At 63.0% G+C, this 24,418-nt stretch carries 20 protein-coding genes; 18 read left to right on the top strand and 2 right to left on the bottom strand.

Annotated features, from left to right (window positions below):
- The first annotated feature begins 1 nt into the window (after position 1).
- The 18 genes from CEY09_RS10690 (at position 2) to CEY09_RS10605 (ending at position 22,111) form a co-directional block, all read left to right on the top strand.
- Positions 2-1,105 carry a DegT/DnrJ/EryC1/StrS family aminotransferase gene (locus CEY09_RS10690; protein ID WP_006224862.1) on the top strand — a complete coding sequence of 368 codons (1,104 nt, stop codon included), beginning with the start codon at positions 2-4 and terminating at the stop codon, positions 1,103-1,105.
- Between the two features lie 2 nt (positions 1,106-1,107).
- Complete coding sequence (gene wecB / locus CEY09_RS10685) at positions 1,108-2,193, top strand: non-hydrolyzing UDP-N-acetylglucosamine 2-epimerase (RefSeq protein ID WP_088588614.1); 1,086 nt, start codon at positions 1,108-1,110, stop codon at positions 2,191-2,193.
- Positions 2,194-2,259: 66 nt separating this feature from the next.
- Entirely contained in the window at positions 2,260-4,143 is a 1,884-nt protein-coding gene (locus CEY09_RS10680) for a polysaccharide biosynthesis protein (RefSeq protein WP_088588613.1), read from the top strand.
- Between the two features lie 37 nt (positions 4,144-4,180).
- Positions 4,181-5,626: a lipopolysaccharide biosynthesis protein gene (locus CEY09_RS10675; RefSeq protein WP_006222913.1), complete on the top strand. Its 1,446-nt coding sequence runs from the start codon at positions 4,181-4,183 to the stop codon at positions 5,624-5,626.
- Positions 5,623-6,249: an imidazole glycerol phosphate synthase subunit HisH gene (gene hisH / locus CEY09_RS10670; protein WP_006222915.1), complete on the top strand. Its 627-nt coding sequence runs from the start codon at positions 5,623-5,625 to the stop codon at positions 6,247-6,249. The genes CEY09_RS10675 and hisH overlap by 4 nt, the downstream gene beginning before the upstream one ends.
- Positions 6,243-7,004, top strand: a complete 762-nt coding sequence (locus tag CEY09_RS10665; RefSeq protein ID WP_006222916.1) for an AglZ/HisF2 family acetamidino modification protein — start codon at positions 6,243-6,245, stop codon at positions 7,002-7,004. Before hisH ends, CEY09_RS10665 begins: the two co-directional genes overlap by 7 nt.
- A gap of 256 nt (positions 7,005-7,260) precedes the next feature.
- On the top strand, positions 7,261-8,385 hold the full coding sequence (locus CEY09_RS10660; protein WP_081533987.1) for an N-acetyl sugar amidotransferase: 1,125 nt from the start codon (positions 7,261-7,263) through the stop codon (positions 8,383-8,385).
- Positions 8,386-8,394: 9 nt separating this feature from the next.
- Positions 8,395-9,651 (top strand): hypothetical protein, encoded by a 1,257-nt coding sequence (locus tag CEY09_RS10655; RefSeq protein ID WP_088588612.1) that lies wholly within the window; start codon positions 8,395-8,397, stop codon positions 9,649-9,651.
- Between the two features lie 3 nt (positions 9,652-9,654).
- On the top strand, positions 9,655-10,794 hold the full coding sequence (locus tag CEY09_RS10650; protein WP_088588611.1) for an N-acetyl sugar amidotransferase: 1,140 nt from the start codon (positions 9,655-9,657) through the stop codon (positions 10,792-10,794).
- Between the two features lie 6 nt (positions 10,795-10,800).
- The gene (locus tag CEY09_RS10645) at positions 10,801-11,952 is read left to right on the top strand and encodes a glycosyltransferase family 4 protein (RefSeq protein ID WP_088588610.1); all 1,152 of its coding nucleotides are present in this window, start codon (positions 10,801-10,803) and stop codon (positions 11,950-11,952) included.
- Positions 11,945-13,213, top strand: a complete 1,269-nt coding sequence (locus CEY09_RS10640; protein ID WP_088588609.1) for a glycosyltransferase family 4 protein — start codon at positions 11,945-11,947, stop codon at positions 13,211-13,213. The genes CEY09_RS10645 and CEY09_RS10640 overlap by 8 nt, the downstream gene beginning before the upstream one ends.
- 2 nt (positions 13,214-13,215) lie before the next feature.
- Positions 13,216-14,145, top strand: a complete 930-nt coding sequence (locus tag CEY09_RS10635) for an NAD-dependent epimerase/dehydratase family protein (protein WP_158218660.1) — start codon at positions 13,216-13,218, stop codon at positions 14,143-14,145.
- Positions 14,146-14,149: 4 nt separating this feature from the next.
- Positions 14,150-15,154 (top strand): MraY family glycosyltransferase, encoded by a 1,005-nt coding sequence (locus CEY09_RS10630; protein ID WP_006222924.1) that lies wholly within the window; start codon positions 14,150-14,152, stop codon positions 15,152-15,154.
- 117 nt (positions 15,155-15,271) lie between these two features.
- Entirely contained in the window at positions 15,272-16,990 is a 1,719-nt protein-coding gene (locus CEY09_RS10625; RefSeq protein ID WP_158218659.1) for a D-glucuronyl C5-epimerase family protein, read from the top strand.
- An 87-nt stretch (positions 16,991-17,077) separates the two neighbouring features.
- Positions 17,078-19,069, top strand: coding sequence for an acyltransferase family protein (locus CEY09_RS10620; protein WP_088588606.1), 1,992 nt, complete (start codon positions 17,078-17,080; stop codon positions 19,067-19,069).
- A gap of 105 nt (positions 19,070-19,174) precedes the next feature.
- The gene (locus tag CEY09_RS10615) at positions 19,175-19,744 is read left to right on the top strand and encodes an SRPBCC family protein (protein ID WP_006222927.1); all 570 of its coding nucleotides are present in this window, start codon (positions 19,175-19,177) and stop codon (positions 19,742-19,744) included.
- 99 nt (positions 19,745-19,843) lie between these two features.
- Positions 19,844-21,196, top strand: coding sequence for an MFS transporter (locus CEY09_RS10610; RefSeq protein ID WP_167390057.1), 1,353 nt, complete (start codon positions 19,844-19,846; stop codon positions 21,194-21,196).
- A gap of 45 nt (positions 21,197-21,241) precedes the next feature.
- On the top strand, positions 21,242-22,111 hold the full coding sequence (locus CEY09_RS10605) for a DMT family transporter (RefSeq protein WP_006222929.1): 870 nt from the start codon (positions 21,242-21,244) through the stop codon (positions 22,109-22,111).
- Between the two features lie 22 nt (positions 22,112-22,133).
- On the opposite strand, the gene clsB is transcribed toward CEY09_RS10605, so the two are convergent.
- Both clsB and CEY09_RS10595 read right to left on the bottom strand, forming a co-directional pair.
- Positions 22,134-23,345, bottom strand: coding sequence for a cardiolipin synthase ClsB (clsB, locus tag CEY09_RS10600; protein WP_088588604.1), 1,212 nt, complete (start codon positions 23,343-23,345; stop codon positions 22,134-22,136).
- The gene (locus tag CEY09_RS10595) at positions 23,342-24,208 is read right to left on the bottom strand and encodes an endonuclease/exonuclease/phosphatase family protein (RefSeq protein ID WP_006222931.1); all 867 of its coding nucleotides are present in this window, start codon (positions 24,206-24,208) and stop codon (positions 23,342-23,344) included. Before CEY09_RS10595 ends, clsB begins: the two co-directional genes overlap by 4 nt.
- Positions 24,209-24,418 lie beyond the last annotated feature (210 nt).

Here is a 24,418-nt window from a genome sequence, read left to right as displayed (position 1 = left end):
CATGCAATTCATTGACCTGAAAAAACAGTACCAAGTCCTGCGCGATCCGATCAACTCCCGTATCCAGAAAGTCCTGGATCATGGGCAGTACATCATGGGTCCCGAGGTCAAGGAACTGGAAACCGCCCTGGCCGCGTACACCGGCGCCAAGCATTGCATCACGGTAGCCTCGGGCACCGAGGCTTTGCTGATTGCGTTGATGGCACTGGGCGTGAAGGCGGGCGACGAAGTCATCACCACGTCGTTCACGTTCGTCGCCACGGCCGAGGTCATCGTGTTGCTGGGCGCCGTGCCGGTGTTCGTCGACGTCGAGCCCGACACCTGCAACATCAAAGTGTCGGAAATCGAAGCCAAAATCACGCCTCGCACCAAGGCCATCATCCCCGTCTCCCTGTACGGGCAGTGCGGCGACATGGACGAGGTCAACGCGATCGGCGCCAAACACGGCATCGCGGTTATCGAAGACGCGGCGCAGAGCTTTGGCGCCTCGTATAAGGGCAAGAAAAGCTGCAATCTGTCGACCATCGGCTGCACCAGCTTCTTCCCGAGCAAGCCGCTGGGCTGTTATGGCGATGGCGGCGCACTGTTCACGAACGATGACGAGTTGGCCCAGGCCATGCGCGAAATCCGCGTGCACGGCCAGTCTGCCCGCTACTACCACACCCGCGTCGGCGTCGGCGGCCGCATGGACACCCTGCAATGCGCAGTGGTGCTCGGCAAGCTGGAACGCTTCGAATGGGAAGTCGAACAACGCCTGAAGATCGGCGCCCGCTACCAGCAATTGCTGGCAGATTTGCCGGACGGGGCGCGTACCGTGACGGTGCGCCCGGACCGCGACAGCGTCTGGGCCCAGTTCACCGTCATCGTGCCGAACCGCGAGGCCGTGATCGCGCACCTGAAGGAAGCCGGCATCCCGACGGCGATCCACTACCCGCGCCCTATTCACGCGCAACCGGCGTATGCAGCGTTCGCTGACGGCGAAGGCGCGACCCCGGTTTCGGACATGTTGGCGGAACGCGTCATGAGCCTGCCAATGCATCCCGATCTTGACGAGGCCACGCAAGATCAGATCGTCGCTACCGTCCGCGCCGCACTCGCCCGTTGAATATGACCAAGAAGATCCTGACCGTCCTGGGGGCCCGCCCGCAGTTCATCAAAGCCAGCGTGGTGTCGGCGGCCATCGCCCGGCACCCGCAGCTATCCGAAGTGCTGGTCCATACGGGCCAGCATTTCGACGCCAACATGTCTGATGTGTTCTTCGACGAACTCGGCATGAAGCAACCCGAGCATCAGCTGGACATACACGGAGGCGGCCACGGCGAGATGACCGGCCGCATGCTGATCGAACTGGAACGCGTCGTGCAGGACGAACGTCCGGACGCGGTCCTGGTCTACGGCGACACCAACTCGACGTTGGCCGGCGCCCTGGTGGCCGCCAAGCTGCATATCCCGGTGGCCCACGTCGAAGCGGGACTGCGTTCGTTCAACATGCGCATGCCGGAAGAGGTCAACCGCGTTCTGACGGATCGCGTATCGCGCTGGCTCTATACACCGACGGATACCGCCACTGCGCACCTGATCCGCGAGGGCATGGATCCTTCGCGCATCATCCAGGTGGGCGATGTCATGCTGGACGTGGCCCGTTTCCAGGGCACCCGAGTCAACGCCGAAGGCGGCGCACTGGCGCGCTTCGGATTAACGCCGGGGCAGTACATCCTGGTGACGATCCACCGCGCCGAAAATACCGACGATCCCCAACGGCTCGGCATTATCGTCAATGCATTGATGCAAGTTGGCGCCGACCATGAAGTGGTGTGGCCGCTGCATCCGCGCACGCGCAACATCCTGGAAAAGCTCGGCCTGCGGGACAAACTCGCAAGCCGCATCAAGCTGGTCGAGCCCGTCGGCTACCTCGACATGGTGCAACTGGAGAAGTACTGCAAGCTGGTCCTGACCGACTCCGGCGGCGTCCAGAAGGAAGCATTCTTCCATGAGCGACCCTGCGTCACTGTGCGCGACGAAACCGAATGGACGGAACTGGTCGACGCCGGCTGGAACCGCTTGGCGCCCCCGACATCGGTGGAGGGCATCCTCTCGGCCATCGGGATGGCACTAACTCATCAGCCTACGCCTACCAGCCCATATGGCGACGGTAGCGCAGCAGACAAAATAGCCGAGAGTCTGGCTGAATAACGCAAGGGCCTTCGGGCCCTGTTTTCCTTCCTGCGACCCCGAATCTTCGCTATCCATGATGGCACTATGCGTCAATTACAAAACTCCATAAGGCACGCATTCGTCAACCTGCCGCGTCGCATCAAGCAAATACTGGCTATTGGGCTTGACGCGTGCCTGCTGCTCTTGGCGTTTCAGCTCGCGCTTTGGCTGCGCTTCGAACTGTTCTTTTTCGACGATCACTACATCCTGTTCTCGATTGTCGCCAGCGGCACCGGCGTGCTTGCGCTTGCCGCGCTGGGCCTGTACCGATACATCCTGCGCTACATGAACGAGCGCGTGGTGTTGTCGGTCATGGGCGGTATCATCGTATCCCTGATGGCCGTGGTCAGCGTCGACCGTTTCCTGGAAATCGGCCGCGGCCTGTCGCGCGGCGTGCTGACCATCTACTGCCTGCTGGCGTTGGTGCTGCTGCTGGGCTCGCGCCTGCTCGCGCGCCGTGTGCTGTTCCCGCGAGCCGGCATGATGTCGGCCGAGCGCTATGTGCCGGTGATCATCTACGGCGCGGGAGGCGCCGGATCCCAGCTTGCGACCGCACTGGACGCCGGCCCGCATTACCGCACGGTCGCGGCGCTGGACGATGACCCGCGCAAGCAGGGGCTGATGATGGCGGGCATCCGCATCCATGCCCCCTCGAAGCTACCGGAACTGATCGAACGCTACACCCCGCACCAACTGCTGATAGCGATGCCCTCTGCTTCGCGCGGGCGCGTCCGCGAAATCGTCGAAAGTGTCGCCGATTACCCGTTACGGATTCGCCTGGTACCCAGCATCCGTGAACTGATCGTCCCGACCGACGGGCCGCGCCTGCGCGACCTGCAGATCGAAGACTTGCTTGGCCGCGACCCTGTGGCGCCGCAGCAGGAACTGCTGGGTCGCTGCGTGACCGGCCGGGTGGTCATGGTCAGTGGCGGCGGTGGCTCGATCGGATCCGAACTATGCCGCCAGATCGTCAGCCTGCGCCCCCGCAAGCTCGTGATCCTGGAAGTTTCCGAGGCCGCGCTCTACCTCGTCGATCAGGCGATCCGTTCACTGCCCGACGCCCGGCTGCTGGAGGTCGTTTCGGTGCTGGGGTCGGTGCGCGACGCCAAGCTATGCAAATCGGTATTCCGCGAACACGGCGTCGAGACCATCTACCATGCGGCCGCTTACAAGCATGTGCCGATCGTCGAGCACAATCCGGCAGAGGGCATTCTGACCAACGCATTTGGCACGCTCACGCTGTCGACGGCGGCAGTGGAATGCGGCGTGCAGGACTTCGTGCTGATCTCGACCGACAAGGCGGTGCGGCCCACCAAAATCATGGGCACTTCCAAGCGCCTGGCCGAACTGATCCTGCAGGCCTTGTCGCAGACACAGACCGGCACCCGCTTTTCGATGGTCCGCTTCGGCAACGTGCTGGGCAGCTCGGGCAGCGTCGTGCCCCTGTTTCAGAAACAGATCCTCGCAGGGGGCCCGATCACCCTCACCCATCTGGAAATCACACGGTACTTCATGACCATCCCCGAAGCCGCGCAGCTGGTGCTGCAGGCCGGGTCAATGGGCGAGTCCGGGTCAGTCTTCGTACTGGATATGGGCGAACCGGTGCGCATCGTCGACCTGGCCTACCGCATGGTCCGTCTGTACGGCCTGACGGTACGCGACGAAGACCACCCCGACGGCGATATCGAGCTCCTCGTGACCGGCTTGCGCCCGGGCGAGAAACTCTATGAAGAATTGCTGATTGGCGGCGACGTGACGGAAACCGAGCATCCTCGCATCCTGAAAGCACGCGAGCGGGACATCCCCTATGCCGAATTGATGGTGGCCCTGGAAGCGCTCGGCCAGTCCCTGGTAACCAACGACCGCCTCGCCATCGTCACCATGCTGCAGCAATTGGTGCCGGAATACCAACCGACGGCGGCAACATGACCCGGGCTTGCACCCACAGCACGGTCAGGAGTTCCGCTTGAGCTTTCGCAAGAACGTCATTGCGATGTTGTCAGGTACGGCCGCGGCCCAAGCGATTCCGCTGGCCATGTCCCCGGTATTGACGCGCCTGTACAGCCCCGAAGCTATCGGGCTGCAAACGCTTTTCATGGGATGGACGGCCGCGCTCGGCGTCGCAGCGACGTGCCGTTACGACCTAGCGGTGGTGCTGCCTGATTCGGATGACGAGGCCGACAGCATCGCCGCCGTTGTCCTGGCCATCGCCACCTTCGTGCTGCTGGCACTGGCTGTAGCCGTAGCGCTTGCCGGCGGTGACCTGGCAAACCTGTCCGGATATGCCGGCCACACTGCTTGGCTGTGGTTGCTGGTGCCCATGGTCTTCGGTACCACGCTCACCTTGCTGGGTACTGCCTATGCGTCCCGCGAGCGCAGTTTCACCCGCATCGCCAAGGCCGCTGTGCTGAATCAAGCGGGCTATGCAGCCATCGCCGTCGGTATCGGCTTGCTGGGCGCGCACGCCGAGGGTCTGGTCTGGGCCAAGATGGGCGGCCAGTTGCTAGGTCTTGCGGTCATCCTGGGCGGTGTCGGATACGCGCTGCGGCGCGTCCTTCAGAACTGGGATTGGACGCGAATGCGCACTGTAGCGCGCAGCTACCGCCAGTTCCTGTACTACAACACCCCGTACAGCCTGATCGGCACAATCGCCCGCGACATGCCCATTTTCGTGTTCGCCGCCATGTCCGCCACGGCTGCCGCCGGCTTTTACGGCCTGACGCGCACGGTGCTGCTGGCGCCCACCTTGCTGGTGTCCGGCGCGCTAAGCCAGGTTTTCTTCCGCGAGGCAGTAGCGCTGAAAGGCACCCCTCGCTTGGCGGAATTGACCGAAGGTCTACTCAAGCTGGGCCTTCTGGCGGGTGCACCATTGTTCGCATTCTGCACCGTCTGGGGCGACGTGCTGTTCGAGAACCTGTTCGGAGCCAACTGGTCGCAGGCCGGTCATTTCGCCATGATCATGGCGCCGGCTGCCTGGATGTCATTGCAGACAGGCTGGCCGGAACGCCTGTTCGAGGTTTCGATGCGCCAGGATGTCTCATTTAAGGTCCAGATCGCCGCGGATATAATCACGGCCGCCGCAGTCATCACTCCGCTGGCGATGGGTATGGACGTCATTGTCTCGATTGCCGCGTTCACTGCGGCCAATCTGCTCTACCACAGCATTTACCTCATCGCGATCTACCGCGTGAGCGGATTCGCGTCCAATCGGCTGGGCCGGCTTCTGGGCCTGGGATGGATGGCTTTCGGGTTATCGTGCCTGGTGCTGGGTGCCTTGCGCCTGCTCCCGGGGCCTAGCCTGGCTATCGCGGTTGGCGCAGCAGTCATCGCTTCCGCTGCGGCGGCCCTGACGGGCCGCAAGCTGTGGCGAAATGTCGCTCTAATCATGCACGTGAAGGAAACAGCAACATGATCGCCATCGTTGATTACGACGTCGGCAACGTCGGGTCCGTCCTGAACATGCTCCGCAAGGTCGGCGCGAAGGCCGAGATCACCAGGGACCCCGCAGCCTTGCGCGCGGCCGACAAGCTGGTGCTGCCTGGCGTAGGCGCCTTTGACGAGGCCATCGCCCACCTGCGCCGCTTCGAACTCTGGGACCTTCTCAATGAACTGGTCCTGACCGAGCGCAAGCCGATCCTGGGCGTCTGTCTCGGCGCCCAGCTGATGACCCGTTCCAGCGAAGAAGGCGCTCAACCCGGGTTTGGCTGGCTGGACGCGCACATCCAGCGCTTCCGCGTTCCTGAAGGGGCGTCCCTGCGAATCCCCCACATGGGTTGGAACATCGTCAAGCCTACTCGGCCCGACATCGGCATCTTCAAAGGCGTGGCCGACCCCATGCGCTTTTACTTCGTCCATTCGTACCACATGGTCGCCGACTCGCCCGACATTGCCCTCGGTACCACCCCTTACGGTCAGGAATTCGTCAGCGTATTGGGTCGGGACAATATCCTTGCCATGCAATACCATCCGGAAAAAAGCCACAAATACGGCCTCCAGATCTATCGCAACTTCGTCGAGCAATTTCAATCGTGCTAAAGACCCGCATCATCCCCTGCCTGTTGCTGCGCGGCCGCGGTCTCTATAAGACCGTCAAGTTCAAGGACCCCACCTACGTCGGGGATCCTGTCAACGCCGTGAAGATCTTCAACGAAAAGGAAGTGGACGAACTGATCCTGCTCGACATCACCGCGACACAGGAAAAGCGCGAACCGAATTTCGAGCTGATCGAAGATATCGCGAGCGAATGCTTCATGCCCCTGAGCTATGGCGGCGGCGTCGCCTCCATGGAGCACATGCGCCGGCTGTACCGGCTCGGCGTCGAAAAGATCTCGCTGAACGCCGCGGCGTTCACCAACCGCCGGCTGGTGCAGGAAAGCTGCGCCGCCTTCGGCAGTTCCAGCGTGATCGCCTCGATCGATGTCAAAAAGACGTTCCTGGGCAAGTACGAAGTGTGGATCAACGGCGGCAAGACCAACACCAAGGAAGACCCGATCCGCTATGCCGAAGACTTGTCCAAGGCCGGCGTAGGCGAGATCCTGGTCAACAGTGTCGACCGCGATGGCACGATGTCAGGCTACGACGTGGCATTCCTGGAAAAAATGTCCGCCGCTGTGGACACGCCGATCATCGCCTGCGGCGGGGCAGGCAACCTCCAGCATATGCGCGAAGCCGTGGACAAGGCCCATGTACCGGCGTTCGCAGCCGGCAGCATGTTCGTCTTCCACGGCAAGCACCGAGCGGTGCTGATCAACTACCCTAGCCAGAAAGAGTTGGACCAGCTGTTTTCATAACGGCCCCTTTTTTTCCAAGTTTCAAATCGCAGCACCCACTTACGCGCTGGATTGGTCCAATCGTTGACGGTCAACGACGGACGCAGACGTAACCGGATGACCGCCACCGCCCGGCGGATCGATACAGGCGGCAAAGGACCCCGGTGGCGCCAGGCGCGACCGCCCCCACCGCCTCGATCCCAAGCGAGCATCCGGAACTCGGCTCCCGGCTTCTACAAATTGCTATGCCCGCACAGCCAATGTGCAACAGGACCTTATGAATACCCGTACCTACCAGAGATGTACGAGCTGTGTCATGGACACCACCGACCCGGACATCACGTTCAACGAGCAGGGCGTTTGCAACCACTGCCAACGTTACGACCTGCTGGTCCGCGACGTTGTCGACCGCGCCACTCGCGGCGAACGCACGCAGGAACTGGACGCCATGGTTGCGCGCATCAAGGAAGCGGGCAAGGGCAAGGATTACGACTGCATCATGGGCTTGAGCGGCGGCGTCGACAGCTCGTACGTGGCCTATACCGCCAAGCGCCTGGGGCTACGCCCACTGGCGGTGCACTTCGACAGCGGCTGGAACTCGGAACTGGCTGTCAACAACATCGAGAACATCGTCAAGCGCCTGGGCATCGACTTGTACACGCATGTCGTGAACTGGGACGAAATGCGCGACCTGCAACTGGCATTCTTCAAGGCGTCGGTGGCCAATTGCGACATTCCGACTGATCACGCTTTCCCGGCCATCCTGCTACGCCAGGCTGCGCGCCATGGTATTAAATATGTGCTGTCGGGCAGCAATTACGCCACTGAATTCATCTTGCCGTCGTCCTGGGGTTACCAGTCGGGTGACCTGAGGCATTTGAAGGATATTCAACGACAGTTCGGCCAAGGCCGACTTCGGGATTATCCTACTATCGGATTCTTCAAACAGTACATCTGGTATCCGTATATCCGCGGAATCAAAACGGTTAAACCACTTAATTATCTGCCGTATAACAAGTTCGATGCCAAGCAGACCATCATGAATGAGTTGGGCTGGCGCGATTACGGCGGCAAGCACTATGAGTCGATATTTACACGATTCTTCCAGGGTTATTATCTCCCCACGAAGTTCGGCTACGACAAGCGCTTGGCGCATTTGTCTTCGTTGATTAAATCGGGGCAGTTGTCGCGCGAAGCGGCGCTGGAGGAATTGCAGCAGCCAACCTATGACCCCGCGCTGCAGGAAGACGATAAGAAATTCGTCGCCAAGAAGCTGGGCGTGACCGTTGCTGAGTTGGAAGAGATATTTGCCCGGCCCAATAAGGACTATACCGACTACGCGTCGTATGCCAAGTTGTTCGATATTGGGCTGCGTGTGAAACGAGCGATAACCAAACTATAAGGGCGCCGTATGCTGGGTCTGCTGTCACGTCACCGCGTTTTTGTCGCGTATTGCGCGTCACTGTTATGGCTGCTGGCCGCAAGCCTGTGGTTCGCGGAATTGACCAATAAGGGGCTGGGCCATGCACCGGTCGTGGCCGCCATTATCGGCGGCGCCGTCATATCGTATGTGCTGATCTGGAAAGCCCTGTCGTTGGCAGCCCCGCGCCTGACCAACTGGCCCAGCGAAACGCACCTCGTCCCCCCGCCGTTATCGCGCACCAAGTCCATGGTGCTTTTGGCGCTGGCCCTGCTGTTTGCGGCCGTGTTCATTGCCCACATGGTGACCCTGGGCAACGTCCCGATCCTCGCGGCACTGTCTTCCTCGGACGACTACGGCATCAGCGTCATCCGGCAGGAAGGCTATTTCGGCTTGCCGCTGTGGCTACGCTACATGAGCGACTACAGCTTCAAGGCGCTTGGGCCGGCACTCCTAGTCATCACCTACCTGTACCGCAAGCCGCTCTTCTGGTTCGTTCTGCTGGTGGGCTCGCTGTATTCCCTGGCAGTGTTCGTGCGCATCCTACCCGCCATTTTCCTCACCCCTCTGCTGCTGTTGCTGCTGTTCCAGCGCCGCTGGCTGCACCTGGTGCTGACCGCAGCGCTGCTGGCTTTGCTCATCACGGTAGCCACCTCGGCGTCCGCGCCCGGGATCCGCACCAGCTTCGTACCGGAAGAAAGCAAACCCCTGATCAGCCAATCCGACAAGGAAGTGGCCTCTGGCTACAACGCCGCAAAGGCGCCCGAAAAAGACTGGCGGACCGGATCGGCCCTATATGCCATCTTTGAACGCGCCCTGTTCGTGCCCGGGCAGGTGATCGACCAGTGGTTTTATTTCTACAGCCGCCCGGAAGTGCGGGAACACGGATGCGGATACCGGACCCTGGCTCGCTTCATGGGCTGCGAATACGTACCCGTTCCCAGCAAGCTGTATCAGGCCTTCTACCAGGAAAACACACAGCGGGGCATGCAGGGCAGCCTGAACGCCGTGTCGTTCATGAGCGATTACGCCAACTTCGGCCCCATCGGCGTGGTCGTTTCCACGATCCTGACCGCCCTGCTTTTCTGCGTGATCACGATCGTCTATCGAGACCATCCGCTCGCACTGCCGCTGAATATCCCGCTGGTCATGGTCTCGATGGAGACCAGTATCATCACCGCCTTGAATTCAGGTGCAGGCTGGCTGGCCATGACTGCGCTGTTCCTATACTTCTTCCGCACAAAATAACGCATGACTTCCAGTCAATTCCTCCAGCGGCCCTATCAGCAATGCACCCGATGCCTGATGGACACGTCCGACCCGGATATCGTCTTCAACGATGAAGGCTGTAACCACTGCACGCGCTATTTCTCGCGCGTGGCCAATGAAGTGCACCGCGGCGCGCAGGGCGAATCCATGCTGGCCCAGGTGGTCGAGCGCATCCGCGCAGAAGGCAAGGGCAAGGACTATGACTGCGTCACGGGCGTCAGCGGCGGCGTGGACAGTACCTACGTCATCTACAAGCTGAAGGAACTGGGCCTACGCCCGCTGGCCGTGCACTTCGACAATGGCTGGAATTCCGAGCTGGCCGTCAACAACATCAAGAACGCGCTGGACAAGCTGGGCATCGACCTGCACACCTATGTGGTCGACTGGGAAGAGTTCAAGGACCTGCAGATGTCCTTCCTGCGCGCGTCTGTGCCGAATTGCGAGATCCCCACGGATCACGCCATCACGGCAACGCTGCTCAATACGGCCAAACGGGTAGGCACGCCTTACGTCATCAATGGCAGCAACGTCGTTACCGAAGGCATCCTGCCGATTTCATGGGTGTATTACAGCCACGATCTCAAGCACATCCGGGCGATCCATTCACGCTTTGGCAAGACCCGCCTGAAGACGTTCCCGCAGATCGGGCTGCCTGCGTTCACCCTGCGTATCCTGACCGGCAAGTACCGCATGGTGAACTTGCTGAACTACCTGGATTACGACAAGGCCGCGGCCATGCGCGTGATGCAAGACGAGCTTGGCTGGCAATACTACGGCGGCAAGCACTACGAATCCATCTACACGCGCTGGTACCAAGGCTATTACCTGCCCACCAAGTTCGGTTTCGACAAGCGCCGCGCGCACTTGTCGGCCCTGGTGTGTGCCGGCCAGATCACCCGCCAGCAGGGCCTGGAAGAGATGGAGCAGGATCCCTACGCGAGCAACGACTTGGCCAGCGACACGGAATTCGTGTTGAAGAAATTCGGCATAACGCGTGCGGAACTCGACGCCATCATTGCCGCCCCCAACCACAAGCACACCGATTACCCGAATCAGAGCCAGTTCATCGAAGGGTTGTCCGGCTTGCGCACGTATATCCGCCGGCGGGCCAAGTCGATCTGATCCGCCATGGCTTCCCTGAATATCCACATCTACCCTTCGCCGTTGACCCACGAGAGCCGGATCCTGCGCATCACCGATGCGCTGGCACGGGCCGAGGTGTTCGATCAGATCGAAATCTACGGTGTCAGCGCACCCGGCCTGCCGGACCGACAACCCGTGGACGCAAAGCGCACCTTCCTGCGTTACCCGCGCAAGCTCTTCGGCACCCGCGACGGGTTCGTCGCCAAGGTCGCCAAGAACCTGGAATGGTCGGCACGTATCCTCGCCAGCCTGCGCGGCCGTAAAGTCACCTGCGTCAACGCGCACAGCCTGGCCGTGCTGCCCCTGTGCTACCTGGCCAGCCGCATGACCGGGGCCCGGCTGATCTACGACACGCACGAACTTGAAACCGAGACTACGGGTTACAAGGGTGTGCGACAGAAGCTGGGCCGCTTCATCGAAAAGCGGCTGATCGGCCGCTGTGACGATGTATTCGTGGTCAGCGACGCTATCGCTGACTGGTATGCAAACCGCTACGGCATTGCACGCCCCCACGTTACGCGCAACATCCCGCAATTCACCGTCCAGGCCTCTGCCGCCGCCGATCAGCATGGCCTGCGTGAAAAAATGGGGGTGAAGCCGGACGATCTGTTATTCATCTACCAGGGTGGCTTCATCGCCGGCCGGGGCATCGAACGGCTGCTCAGCGTGTTTGCGCAGATGCCCGCCAGCACGCACCTGATGTGCATGGGCAGCGGCCCGCTGCGCGATCAGATCGCCGCGGCCGCTCAGGCCAATCCGAATATCCATCTGCTGCCGCCAGTCGCCCCGCAGGAAGTGCTGGGCTATACCAAGGCGGCGGATGTCGGGATCTGCTTGACCGACAACTCCTGCCTGTCCCACTACTATTCCCTGCCCAACAAGGTATTCGAGTACCTGCATGCGGGGCTGCCAATCATCGTGAACCCGTTGCAGGAACAGCAGCGCATCATCGAGCAGTATCAGTGCGGCTGGGTCGCCCCGGAAGACGATGCGGCGTTGGCTGCAATGCTGCGCGGCGCCACGCGTGAACAGCTGGCGCAACGGCAAGCGGGCGTGGCCCAGGCCGCCGCGGCATTCAACTGGGAGATCGAGGCGGCGAATCTGGTGCAACGCTACAGGAGCCTCAACCTTGGCTGAGCACTCCGCGGGCGGCAAGCCCAACATCTGGTACGTACACCCCTACGCGGGCGGTCCGGGCGTGGGCCGATACAGCCGGCCCTATTATCTTGCCCGGCAATGGTTGGAGGCGGGCGCCCGGGCGACGGTATTTACCCCGTCGTTCCATCATCTGCTGGACGCGGCGCAGACCGCTGGCACCCGTGACATCGCCGGCGTGCCCTACGAATTCGTGCCTGCCCGCACCTACCAGGGTAATGGCGCCGGCCGATTGCTGCACATGGCGGCGTTTACGTTGAAAATGCGATTGCATGCGGAAAAATTCGCCCGCCTGCACGGACGTCCGGACATCATCGTGGCTTCCAGCCCGCATCCGTATGTGTTCCTGGCCACCCACGCACTGGCGCGCAAATTCGGCGCGCGTTCGGTCTTCGAAGTACGTGACCTGTGGCCGTTGAGCCTTACAGAATTGGCGGGCGTCTCGCCGACGCATCCACTTGTGCGCTTTACCGGCTGGGTCGAGCGCTATGCACACCGCCACGCCGACACGGTCGTGTCCCTGCTGCCCTGCACGCTTGAGCATATGACGGCTACCGGCCTGGCGCCGGAACGCTGGCGCTACATCCCCAATGGCGTGCACACTGATGAAGGCGCCCCCTCCGCCAGCGCCGAGGAACAGCCCAGCGTCAAACTGGCGCGGCAGTGGCGCGAGGCAGGCCGCAGCGTGGTCGTCTACGCGGGCGCGCTAGGCCGGCCCAACCATGTGGATTCACTGGTGCAGGCCATCGCGCATCTGCGCGACCAAGGTGACGACAAGGTGTCGGCCATCATCGTCGGCCGCGGCGAACTCCAGGATGCGCTACGCACCCAGATCGCCGAACGCAATCTGGGGGACCGCGTCGCCCTATTCGAACAGATGCCCAAGCAGGCCGTCCTGGCGTTGCTGGCACATGCCAGCATTGGCTATATCTCGCTGCGTCCCGAGCCCCTGTTCCGTTTCGGCGTCAGCCCCAACAAGCTGTGGGACTACATGCTGGCACGCCTGCCGGTGCTGTTCGCCCTGCATGCTGGCAACGACCCCGTGCAGGAAGCACGGTGCGGCATCTCGGTCGACCCCGGCGAGGTTGGCGCAATCGCCGAGGGACTGCGCACACTCGCTGCGCTCAGCGAGCCGGAACGCGCCGCCATGGGCGAGCGCGGTCATGCCTACGTTCTGACACATCACAGCTACGAGGCGCTTGCCCAGGCCTATCTGCAGCTGGACCAGCCGCGGGAGCAATGACCATGCGGATTGCAGTGACCGGCGCGTCCGGATACATCGGCCTGGCCCTGTTGCGCTATCTTGACGGCCAGGGGCACGACATCATTGCCTTCACCCGCCACGCGACGCCTGCAGGCACCACGCGAGCCCAATGGCGCATCAAGGCCGACGGCCAGCCTGAAGCGACCGACCTGCTGGGCTGCGACGCCGTGGTCCACCTGGCTGGACGCGCCCATACCCGGCTGGCATTGCAGGACGGCGTCGACCTGTTCGACCAGGCCAACCACCAACTGGCCTGCGCTACAGCGTCCGCCGCGAAAGCCGCCGGTGTGCCGCGGTTCGTGCAGGTCAGCACGCTGGGCGTGCACGGCAGCTGGTCGGCCGATCCGATCACCGAAACCTCGTCGCTCAGCGGCGATACGCCCTACGCGCGGTCAAAGATCGCGGCCGAACGCGAACTTGCCGCCCTGTTGTCCGAGGGCGGCACCCGCCTGACCATCGTACGGCCGCCCATGGTCTATGGCGCGGCCTGCCCAGGAAATTTCCCGCGCCTGATCAAGCTCGTCAAGAGCGGCATCCCGCTGCCTTTCGGCAGCGTGCGAGGCATCCGCTCGTTCATCCACGTCGACAACCTGGCGTCGTTCCTGACTTTCTGCGCCGCTGGGCCAGCGGCGCCGGGCGTGTACATCGCCGGCGACGGGTCGGACTTCGAATTGCCTGACCTGATACGCGCCATCGCCGCCGGCATCGGCGCCCCGGCACGGTTGCTGCCGTTCCCCCCCGCGCTACTGCGCGTGGCCGCAGGGGCAATCGGCCGTCAACGCGAAGTCGACAGCCTGACGCGGCCGATGCCCGTGGATTGGTCCAAGGCGCGCGCCGCAGGCTGGACGCCGCCGACTGCACCGGCTCGCGCCCTGGCCGACTCGCTCAATTCCGTTTCGCCCGCCGTTTAACGACATGTCCACGTTCTATTTCCTGCTTATTGCCGTTTTCGTGGTCGCAGTGGTGGCGACACGGGCCAGCATCGCCTGGGCCCATCATCGCAACATTCTCGACGAACCGAACCACAGAAGCTCGCATTCGCGCCCGACACCGCGCGGTGGCGGCATCGGGGTAGTGACCGCCTGCATTGTCGGCATCGCCGGCGCAACGGCAATGGGGCTCCTGTCGCACTCGGCGGCCGGCGCCCTCGCCTGCGGGCTGCCAATCGCGGTTATCGGCTATATCGACGACCGCCGCTCGCTGTCCGCGCGCAGCCGGCTGCTTGTGCAAGTCGCAAGCGCCGCGGGCGCCCTGTGGTTCCTCTCGCCGCTGCCCGCCCTGACCGTCTTCGGATTCACGCTGCCCATCGGCCTGACGCTCGCCTTCTACCTGATCGGCATCGTCTGGATGACCAACCTGTACAACTTCATGGACGGCATTGACGGCATCGCCGCGGCCCAGGCCATTGCGATCGGCCTGTGCTGGGCCGTCGTGGCCGGTCCGGCGCCCGCCGTTGCCGGCCTGACGCTCGCCCTGGCCGCGGCAGGCTTCCTGGTCTACAACCGGCCGCCGGCCAAAGTGTTCATGGGGGACGTAGGCAGCGCATTTTGCGGCTTCTTTATCGCCGTCGCCGCCTTGCAAATGCAGCAGGCCGTGCAGCAGAGTTTGTTCCTCTGGCTGCTGCCCGCCGCCCCGTTTGTGTTGGACGCCACCGTAACGCTTTTGGTGCGCCTGATCCACAAGCAGCGCCCGAACGTCGCACATCGTTCGCATGCCTACCAGATCCTCGCACGCAAGTGCCGGGCGCACGGTCCGGTCAGCCTCGGCTATTTCCTGGTCGCCGTGCTGTGGTTCGGCGCCGTATTGTGGTGGGGCTATCATCACAATCAAGCCTTGGCGCCCGAGACGCTCTTCCTGTTGGCCGGCTTGCCGTTCGTGATAGTGGCAGCGGCATTGGGCGCGGGCCGTAACAATAACTAGACCGAGAGGCAACACCCGAACGCGCAACCCGCTCAAAGCGCAGCGGGCCAAAAGCCAGCATCTTTGCAGATGCCGACACACCCGATCCTACGTCTTGCTAAATTTTCTAAGAAAGCCATGCAGTTCAGACACCCCGTAGCCATCGCATCAATCGTTGCCATACTTGCATTGGGCATTGGCTACCTTGCTGTCGGCAAATCGGGGGCGCCCGTGCTTGAGCAAACGGCCGAGGCACCCATGCCCGCCCTGAAGGCCCCTGATCATTCTATTGTCCGGTGGTCCGATGAAGCGCTTGCACCGTATCTCTGGACGTGGATGGATGAGGTCACCCTGACGGAAGAAGGGCTTCAAGCTACCGCTGCAAAAAAAGACCCCCTGCGTCCGTTCTTCCTGGCATTTCGTCTGCTTCACATCTACGACCGCACCCATGACGAAAAGGTAGGTGCCGCGGCGAAGCGTGCACTCGACTTCATGCTGGATGAGTATGAGCCCGCCGAGCGCTCACCCAAGGGCTACCGCTGGTTCTACGGCTTCCCTTACGAGAATCTTCCCGCCAACTGGTGGTCGAGCATGGATGCGCTGTTCGGCCCCTTGGTACTCTATGCTGGCTGGCAACAGTTCGGCATCGAACGCTATCGCGATGAAGCCATCAAGAGCGCCAAGCGCAGTCTTGTTCCTCCTACCGAGGGCGGCGTGTTGTGGCGCTCACCTAAAGGATGCTGGCTGTCTGAGTATGCGTGGGCTTCCATGACTCAGGAGCAGGAGTTCCATGTGCTGAATGGGCACTTGTACGGTTTGCAGGCGCTGGCCATGCTTGCGGCGCAGACCCAGGATCCCGCACTGACCGAAGCCTATAGTTGCGCGCGCGACGGCACGATTGCCCGACGCGGCGAGTTCATGAATGCTGACCATTCCTGGACGCTGTATCAAACCACGCCCCCCACGATCAATCCGACGCACTATCTGCTTTTTGAAACGGCGCAATTCCGCGCGCTGGAATTGGTGACCGGCGATCCGGCATGGCGCAAGGATGCCGACGTCCGCTCCCAGGACTTCCAACAGCAGTATCCCTTGCAACTGTCGCAGAATGCCGATAATTCATACACGGTCATGTTCTCGATGGTGGGCGCGCCACATCCATATTGGACGGACACGTATCCGGTCACGGTAAGCTGCAGCGTCGATGGCCGCGAGGTGTCCGCAAAGAGCCGAGGGCACTACAACCAGAGCCTCCCGTTTGACGACAGGTTCTTCGTCTCGCTGCGACTAGACAAGACTCCTCAACAATGCTCGGTCTATGTGCATCCCCTGCCCAGCGGTCGCACGCTTGCCTACACGCAGTCGGCGTTCTCCGTCGAAAAGGTCCTGCAACCGGAGAACCTGCCCCTGGATATGGAAGCCTCCTATAACGCTTCCAAGGCAACCGAGGCGGCGGGAGACCTTCGTATAAACCCGGCGGGAGGGCATACGGAAGGACGCATCGAGCTCAAGTTGAATCGTCCCGTCACTAGCGGCGACACGATTGCCCTGATCATCAACAGCGCGGCAGACCACCAATTGGGAATGTTGCTTTATGACAAGGAAGGGCACTCTGCTACCCGCGAGTACAACGATATCAAGGCGGGTAAGGACAACATCGTTATGCTCAACCGCCTCGGATTCAATCGCGGCGACAAGCTCACGGACAACCTAGGCTCTTTGTATCTGCGGATCTACACGAAAGCGACCGACAAGGCCTTCAACGTCTCGATCAAGCAATTGAACATCTTGAAGGACCCCGCCCAGCTGAAAGCATTCTTCGAACAGCACAAAGACGCTTACTTCCATCAGCAGTAGAGGGTCTGGCGCCGCGTCAACTCAGCATCGGCGCAGGATCCGACCTATGAATCGAATGCTGATTTACGCACGCTCAATGACACTCCCGTGATCAAGTACCGCCCAGATATCGACGGCCTGCGCGCGCTGGCCGTGCTGCCTGTCGTGCTGTTCCATGCCGACATCAATCCGTTCCACGGCGGCTTTGTCGGGGTGGACGTTTTCTTTGTCATCTCTGGCTACCTGATCACGCTGCTGCTGTTGCAGGATTTCGCCGCACAGCGGTTTTCGCTGCGCCATTTCTACGTGCGGCGGGTGCGGCGCATTTTCCCTGCGCTCCTGGCGACCGTGGCGTTCACCTTGCTGGCCAGCGTCTTCCTGTTGCTGCCGGGCGAATTGACGGAAGTCGGCCGTGCCACGCAACGCGTCGCCTACTTTTTCTCGAACCACTTGTTCTGGCACACGCAGAACGATTACTGGCAGCAGAATGCGCTGTCGAACCAGCCCTTGCTCCACACTTGGTCGCTGGCAGTCGAGGAACAGTTCTACGTAGTCGTGCCCGGCCTGCTGGCGCTGTGTTTCTGGCTGGGCCGTCACAGCGACAGGCAAGGGCATGGCCGGGAAGCGCTGCTGTGGACCCTGCTGCTGGCGTCGCTCGGCCTCAGCCAATGGATGCTGGCGCGCGACCCCGCCGGCGCCTTCTATCTGTTGCCGACGCGCGCCTGGGAATTGCTGCTGGGCAGCTTGCTGGCGTCAAGCACTCAGCGGGGCAAAGGGGTACCGCGCAGCGCCGCCATGGCGCAGATCGCGGGCACGCTTGGCCTTTGCCTCATCCTCTGGAGCGTCTTTGCCTATACGGGAAAAACCGTCTTTCCGGGGCTGAACGCGCTGGCACCGTGCCTGGGGGCCTTGCTGATCATCTATTCCGGCGCCCGCCCGGGCGGCAGCTGGGTAAGCCGCATGCTGAGCTTTCGCCCCATTGTCTTCATTGGACTGATTTCCTATTCCCTGTACCTGTGGCATTGGCCTCTGCTTGTGCTCATGCGGTCCACAGGGTGGTATGCCTGGGGGCTACCACCGGTACCGGTCTGGTGGCTGCTAGGGGTCATCCTCGTAGCGTCCTGGGCGTCCTGGCGCTGGATTGAACGGCCGTTCCGCGCCGCTGGCGGTGACGCCCTCGCCGAACGCCGCACGCTGGCTTGGGCGGCATTCGCCCTGGTTGCGTGCTGGGCATTGGGATATGGGGCGCAGCGCGTCGGCGAAGCCGGCCAGCCGTTCGCGCAGCCGCTGCCGCAAGCCATCATCACGCTGGGCGCCGACACGCTGGCTACGCCGGGCGCCCGATGCGAAGGCAATCCCTCGCTGCAGACAATCCGCGACGGCAAAGGCGGCTGCGCGTTGGGCGACGCGGACGCAGGCGCGCCCGCCTTCGCGATCCTTGGAGATTCACACGCCCGGATGTGGACATCGGCCCTGGACGTCCTTGCCTACGAACAGCAGCAACCCGGCATCGGCCTGACCTATTCCAGCTGCGTCCCCTTGGCTGGGGTCGTGCCGCCGACCCGCCGGGAATGCGTGGATATCACCGATGCCGCGCTGGACTATCTGGTGCGTTCGCCGATCAAACGTGTTGTCATCGCCGGCTACTGGACCGACGCCGCGGAAACGGTGACTGAACTGCGCGACGGCCAGGCCGAACCCGGCCGTTCGCTCTTCTACACGGGCCTGGACCGTACCCTGGCGCGGCTGTCGAAGGCTGGAAAGACAATCGATCTGGTTCTGGACGTACCGGAGCTGCCATCGGACCGCACCCCATACGGCAAGGTGATCGAAAGCCTGCGGCACGGCGGCGAAGCGGTTTACGGTCCCACCTTGGCCCAGCACCAGTTGCGGCAACAGGCTGTGAACGCAGATATCGAGGCGCTGAGAGCCAAATATGGCTTCACCGTCCTGGATCCCGCCGCACTGCTTTGTTCCGCTCCCGGCTGCCTGGTCGCCGACCATGGCCGCACGCTGTACCGCGACAAGCACCATCTGACCGATGCGGGCACTCGCCGCTTCCGCGAGGCCCTCGCCCCCGTCTTCCAGCCCCTGCCCTAGTGTCCCCTTGCCCGTGGCCGATACCCGGCCGCGGCAGCCAATACTGGCATCTGCCCGAAATTGGAGCGAGAATAGGTTCACAACGACAGGCATAAGGAGACAGCCATGCGCATTGCCGATGCCCAATGGATTCCTTCGACGCAGCACCAGACATGGGATGCGTTGACCGACCCGAGAGTGTTGCAGAAATGCATACCGGGCTGCGTGGAAGTCGCGATGCGCAGCCCGACCGAGTATGCCGTCACCCTTCGAGCCAATATCGCGGGGATCGATACCGACTACGAGGGCGAGATCCTGCTCTCTGACGTCAATGCCCCCGACAGTTGTACCCTGGTGTTCGAAGGCAAAGGCCGCGCCGCCTGCCTGGCCATCGGCACCGCCCAGGTCAACCTCAGCACCAAAGACCAGGGCACCCGCGTGGCCTACACCGTGGCCGGCATGGCGGGCGGCAAATTGGCCGAATGCGGCGAAGGCCTGCTGCTGAAAGCCGGCGACAAGATCATCCAGAAGTTCTTCGCGGCCTTTATCGACCACATGGCCAAACAACCCCGCGTGGCGCCGCCGCCCCCTCCCCCCGAGCCCGAACCCCGCGGACTGTCCAATTCGCGCTGGTCGTGGGTGCTGGTGCTGCTGGTCGTCGCGGTATTCTGGGGTTACCACTCGTTCTACAAGTGAAAACCCTAGTGGGCCGGTGATATCCTAGGCGGCATGACGCCGCCGCCATCACCGACCCCGCCAGCCACTGACCCCGCCCACTCCCGCAGGGACCTCTTGATGGCCATGGCGGGGGTGTCGGCGACCGTGGTGCTTGCCGCGCTGGATTCCACCATCATCAGCACCACGCTGCCGCGCGTGGCCGAAGCGCTGAACGGCATGGCCCTCTACGCCTGGGTCGGCACCGGCTACCTGCTGGCTACTGCAGCCTCCATCCTGATCTTCGGCCGCCTGGGCGACATGTTCGGCCGCAAGCCGCTGATGCTGGTCTCCGTGCTGATCATTGCGCTGGGGTCCATCGCCTGTGGACTGGCGCAGTCCATGACCCAGCTGATCGTGTTCCGGACCTTGCAAGGGATTGGTGGCGGCATGATGATCGCCACCGCGTTTGCGGCGCCCGCCGACCTGTTTCCCGACGCCAAGCAGCGCGTGCGCTGGATGGCGCTGGTGTCCGCCGCCTTCGCCATGGCCAGCGGCATTGGCCCCGTGCTGGGCGGTGCGGCCACGCAGGCGCTGGGTTGGCGCGCAGCGTTCTTCATTTCCCCGATCGCGGCGGCCGGCGCCTTCTTCCTGCTGGCGCGCTACTTCCCCCGCATCCGCCCCATTCATGACGGCAGCCGCCGGATCGACTGGTTGGGCGCCATCCTGCTGGTGCTGGCCGTCGGCGCGCCGCTGGCAGCCCTGGAGCTGGCGTTCGCGCGCGGCGAACACGCGCACCCGCTACTGGGGGGCATCCTCGCCCTGATCGGCGTGGCCGCCATCGCCATCCTGATCCCCACCGAACGCCGCGTGAAATCGCCCATCTTTCCGCTGCGCGTCCTGGCTGGCGGCGATTCCCGGCTGCTGAACCTGGCCGCGATGATGGTCGGCGCGGTGATGTTCGTGCTGATCTTCTACAGCCCCCTGCTGCTGCAGCAGGTGCTGGGCTACACGCCCAGCGAGGCCGGCCTGCTGCTGACTCCGCTGGTCGCGGCGATCTCGGTCGGCAGCATCGTCAACGGGCGCCTGTTCCCCAAGCAGACCGAGCCGCAGCGACTGATGGTGTTCGGCGGCCTGTTGCTGGCCGCCGGCACGCTGATGGTGCTGCTGATTTCTCCGGGCACCTCCGCCTGGTGGATCCTGGCCGCCTTCTTCGTCAATGGCTGTGCACTGGGCTTCCTGTTGCCCAACCTGACGCTCTTCATGCAGATGCTGAGCGAGCGCCGCGACGTGGGCGTGGCCTCGGCGCTGGTGCAGACCACCCGCGCCATCGGCAGCGCGCTGGGCACGGCCGTAGTGGGCATCATCATTTCCCACAGCACGGTACTAAACGGAGTGCGGGCCGGGCTCGTCCTATGTATCGTCCTTTCATTGGCCTGTGCGCTATTGGCGTATCGGGTCAAGATGAAGAATCTGGTCACTAGCCGGAAATAGGCGCAAGCCCAGACACGCCCCCTAAAGGCAAACCCGAGACAAACCATGCGTCAACGCAATCTGCTGGACCTGCTGCTGCTTGCGGCGGTCTGGGGCGGCTCCTTCCTGTTCATGCGCGTCGCCGTCGGCGATTTCGGTCCGATCGCGCTGATCGAGCTTCGTGTCGGCCTGGCCGCGCTGTTCCTGCTGCCCGCGGCCATGTGGCGCGGCAAGCTGCCGGTGATCGCCCGGCACTGGAAGGCGCTGCTGGTGGTTGGCACCCTGAACGCCGCCATACCCTTCCTGCTGTACGCCTACGCGGCCCAATCCCTGGGCGCCGGCTTCCTGTCGGTGGCCAACGCGGTGACCCCGGTATGGGGCGCGGTCGTCGGATGGCTTTGGCTGAAGGACAGGCTGCCGTGGATGCGTTCCCTGGGCCTGATGATCGGGTTCCTGGGCATCATCGTGCTGGTGTGGGACAAGCTGAACTTCCAGGCGGGCGGCACGGGGCCGGCGGTGCTGGCCGCCGTATCGGCGCCCATCTTCTACGGCATCGCCGCGAACTGGACCAAGCGCTTTCTGACCGGCGTGGACGCCTTGGCCAGCGCCACCGGCAGCATGATCGCGGCGTCGCTCGTGCTGCTGCCCCTGGCCATCTCCGCGTGGCCTGAAACGCCCGCCTCGATGGCGGCGTGGATCTCCACCATCCTGCTAGCAGTCGTGTGCACCGGCGCGGCCTACATCATCTTTTTCCGCCTGATCGCCAACGTCGGCCCGACCGGCGCCGTCAGCGTGACCTTCCTGGTGCCGATCTTCGGCGTGGTGTGGGGCGCGTGGTTCCTGGACGAACGCATCACGCCGTCCATCGCGGTGGGCGCGGCCATCATCCTGGTGGGCACCGCCCTGGCGCTGGGGCTGATCAAGCGACGCGTGTGAACCTCGCGCTTGAGCCGCGCGCTTAGTACTTATCCGACGTGCCCGTCAGCGCCACACCGATGCGCAGCAGCGTGTAGGACGCCGCATCCACCCAGCGCCGCACCCAGCCGCGGCGCTGGTATTCCAACGGACGGATGAAGTGGCCGCCGTCTCGGATGGCCGTTTCCAGGCGTTCCTGCAAGTCCCAGGCGAAGGGCTGGTCGTCCACGACGACGTTGGCCTCGCGCGCCAGCAGCAGGCTGAAAGGGTCCAGGTTGGACGAGCCCACAGTAGCCACGTTGTCGATCACTGCGACCTTGGCGTGCAGGTAGCTCGGCATGTATTCATAGATCTCGATCCCGTCGCGCAGCAGCTGGTCATACAGCGACCGGGTGGCGTGGTACTGCATGCGGTATTCGACCTTGCCTTGCAGCAGCAGCCGTACCCGCACGCCGCGGGCGGCGGCTTTTGCCAGCGCACGGCGAAACTGGCGGCCCGGAAAGAAGTACGCGTTGGCGATCAGGATGTCGCGGCGCGCCTGCGTGATGCCGTACAGGTAGGCGCGTTCGAACGTCTGCCGGTAGCGCAGGTTGTCGCGCAACACCAGCGCCGCCCGCAACGTGCCGCATGGGGCGACAGGGGCATGGTGCGGCTTGGTCAGCCGCATACGGTTCCAGTCGCGCGGATGGCGCCGCAGGCGCGCCCAGTTCAGGCGCACCCACAGCAGGTCTTGCGCGTAGGCCGCATCGGTGACCAGCGGCCCTTCCACCTGCACGGCGAAGTCGAAGCGCGGCGCCGAAATGCCGTCCGTGGGGTCCAGATCGTCGTAGTCGTCGATGACGTTGATGCCGCCGATGAAGGCGATGCTTCCATCCACGATGGTGACCTTCCGATGCAGCCGTCGCAAGCGGCTGCGCGACGGAATAAGGCGCGCGAACCACCGCGGTTCGGGTCGGAAAATGCGGCATTGCGCGCCGGCTTCAAGCAGCCTTGCGCGTACGGCGTCGACGTTCATCGCGCTGCCGAAACCATCCAGCACCACCCGCACCTTCACGCCGCGCCGGGCCGCCGCGGCCAAGCATTCCAGCACCCGCAACCCGGTGCGGTCCAGCATAAAGATGTAGGTTTCCAGATGCACGCTGAACTGGGCGGCATCGATGGCCGCGCACAGCGCGGGAAAGAAGTCGGCGCCGTTCTGCAACAGGCGGATGCTGTTGCCGTCGGTCCATTCCAGCTTGACCTGCTCGGCCTTCACGGGAGTTCCAGTTCGGCCAGCAACGGAGAGTGATCGGATAGCCGCGCCCATTCGCGGCCGCGCAGCACACGGGCGCTGCGCACAGCGAAGCCGCGCTGGTAGATGCGGTCCAGACGGAACCACGGGAACACGGCCGGGAAGGTTCGGGGCGGCGGCAGCAGCAGGCGCGAACTGCCCTCCATGCCCAGCTGATTGTTGCGTTCCATGACGGACAGGCCGCTATTGGGCAGACCTCGCAGCGCATTGCTCAGCCGTTTGACGGAATCACGCAGGCGCGGCAATTCACCGCCATGGCTACGCGGTGCATGCGAGAACACTTCGTACAGGCCAAGCTGCTGCACAAACAGCGGCGCAAGCCGGTCATTCCAGTCGTTGAAATCACCCGCGATCAGGATGGGCTCGCCGTCCGGCACCATGCGCCGGATACGCTCGGTCAACGCCAGGACCTGGCGGGTGCGGCTACCGGCGAACAGGCCCAAGTGCACCACGAAGCAATGCACCGCTCGGCCATCGAGCTCGACGCGCGCATGCAGCAGGCCGCGTTGCTCCAACCGATGGTCGGAGATGTCCAGGTTTTCGTGGTCAAGAATGGGAAAGCGCGACAGCAGCGCGTTGCCATGGTCCGTCGCGTGGCGGATGGCGTTGCGGCCGTAGGCCACATCCAGCCGCAAGGCGGCGGCAAGGGATTCGTGTTGGGCATCGAGCAGGGATTTCTGCTCGTTGCGACCTTGGACTTCCTGCAGGAAGACCAGATCGGGGCGCAGGCCGTAGAGCCCTAAGCGCAGTTCATTCAGGGAATCGCGCCGGCCCAATGCCGAACGGCCCTTGTGGATGTTGTAGCTGACGACACGGATGAGCGACATAAAAGCGATGGCGCCTTTGAAAGCAGAGGAACCACTAGCCAGGCCCAAGAGCGACTCTGGCAAGCACCGCCGGAAAGCGGCGTTTGCCAGATTACTCCAATTCAGCGAACCCTTGCCGCAACAGAACACCAACGAGCAGCGACGCCACAAAAGCAACGCAACACACCGCAAGCAAGTGCCGCCGCACAATCCGGGCCGCCGAGGATCCGG

It is taken from the genome of Achromobacter marplatensis, assembly GCF_002209535.1.
Taxonomy (GTDB): Bacteria; Pseudomonadota; Gammaproteobacteria; order Burkholderiales; family Burkholderiaceae_B; genus Achromobacter; species Achromobacter marplatensis.
The sequence above is the reverse complement of the archived record's forward strand: the minus strand, read 5'-3'. Positions and strand labels throughout refer to the sequence as shown.

Bases quoted from the DNA above. Each gene is read 5' to 3' on its own strand.
- CEY09_RS10655 (WP_088588612.1), top strand. From the start codon at position 8,395: ATGCTGGGTCTGCTGTCACGTCACCGCGTTTTTGTCGCGTATTGCGCG.
- CEY09_RS10615 (WP_006222927.1), top strand. From the start codon at position 19,175: ATGCGCATTGCCGATGCCCAATGGATTCCTTCGACGCAGCACCAGACA.
- CEY09_RS10635 (WP_158218660.1), top strand. From the start codon at position 13,216: ATGCGGATTGCAGTGACCGGCGCGTCCGGATACATCGGCCTGGCCCTG.
- CEY09_RS10645 (WP_088588610.1), top strand. From the start codon at position 10,801: ATGGCTTCCCTGAATATCCACATCTACCCTTCGCCGTTGACCCACGAG.
- CEY09_RS10650 (WP_088588611.1), top strand. From the start codon at position 9,655: ATGACTTCCAGTCAATTCCTCCAGCGGCCCTATCAGCAATGCACCCGA.
- CEY09_RS10605 (WP_006222929.1), top strand. From the start codon at position 21,242: ATGCGTCAACGCAATCTGCTGGACCTGCTGCTGCTTGCGGCGGTCTGG.
- CEY09_RS10690 (WP_006224862.1), top strand. From the start codon at position 2: ATGCAATTCATTGACCTGAAAAAACAGTACCAAGTCCTGCGCGATCCG.
- hisH (WP_006222915.1), top strand. From the start codon at position 5,623: ATGATCGCCATCGTTGATTACGACGTCGGCAACGTCGGGTCCGTCCTG.
- CEY09_RS10680 (WP_088588613.1), top strand. From the start codon at position 2,260: ATGCGTCAATTACAAAACTCCATAAGGCACGCATTCGTCAACCTGCCG.
- CEY09_RS10660 (WP_081533987.1), top strand. From the start codon at position 7,261: ATGAATACCCGTACCTACCAGAGATGTACGAGCTGTGTCATGGACACC.
- wecB (WP_088588614.1), top strand. From the start codon at position 1,108: ATGACCAAGAAGATCCTGACCGTCCTGGGGGCCCGCCCGCAGTTCATC.
- CEY09_RS10595 (WP_006222931.1), bottom strand. From the start codon at position 24,208: ATGTCGCTCATCCGTGTCGTCAGCTACAACATCCACAAGGGCCGTTCG.
- CEY09_RS10630 (WP_006222924.1), top strand. From the start codon at position 14,150: ATGTCCACGTTCTATTTCCTGCTTATTGCCGTTTTCGTGGTCGCAGTG.
- CEY09_RS10625 (WP_158218659.1), top strand. From the start codon at position 15,272: ATGCAGTTCAGACACCCCGTAGCCATCGCATCAATCGTTGCCATACTT.
- CEY09_RS10610 (WP_167390057.1), top strand. From the start codon at position 19,844: ATGGCCATGGCGGGGGTGTCGGCGACCGTGGTGCTTGCCGCGCTGGAT.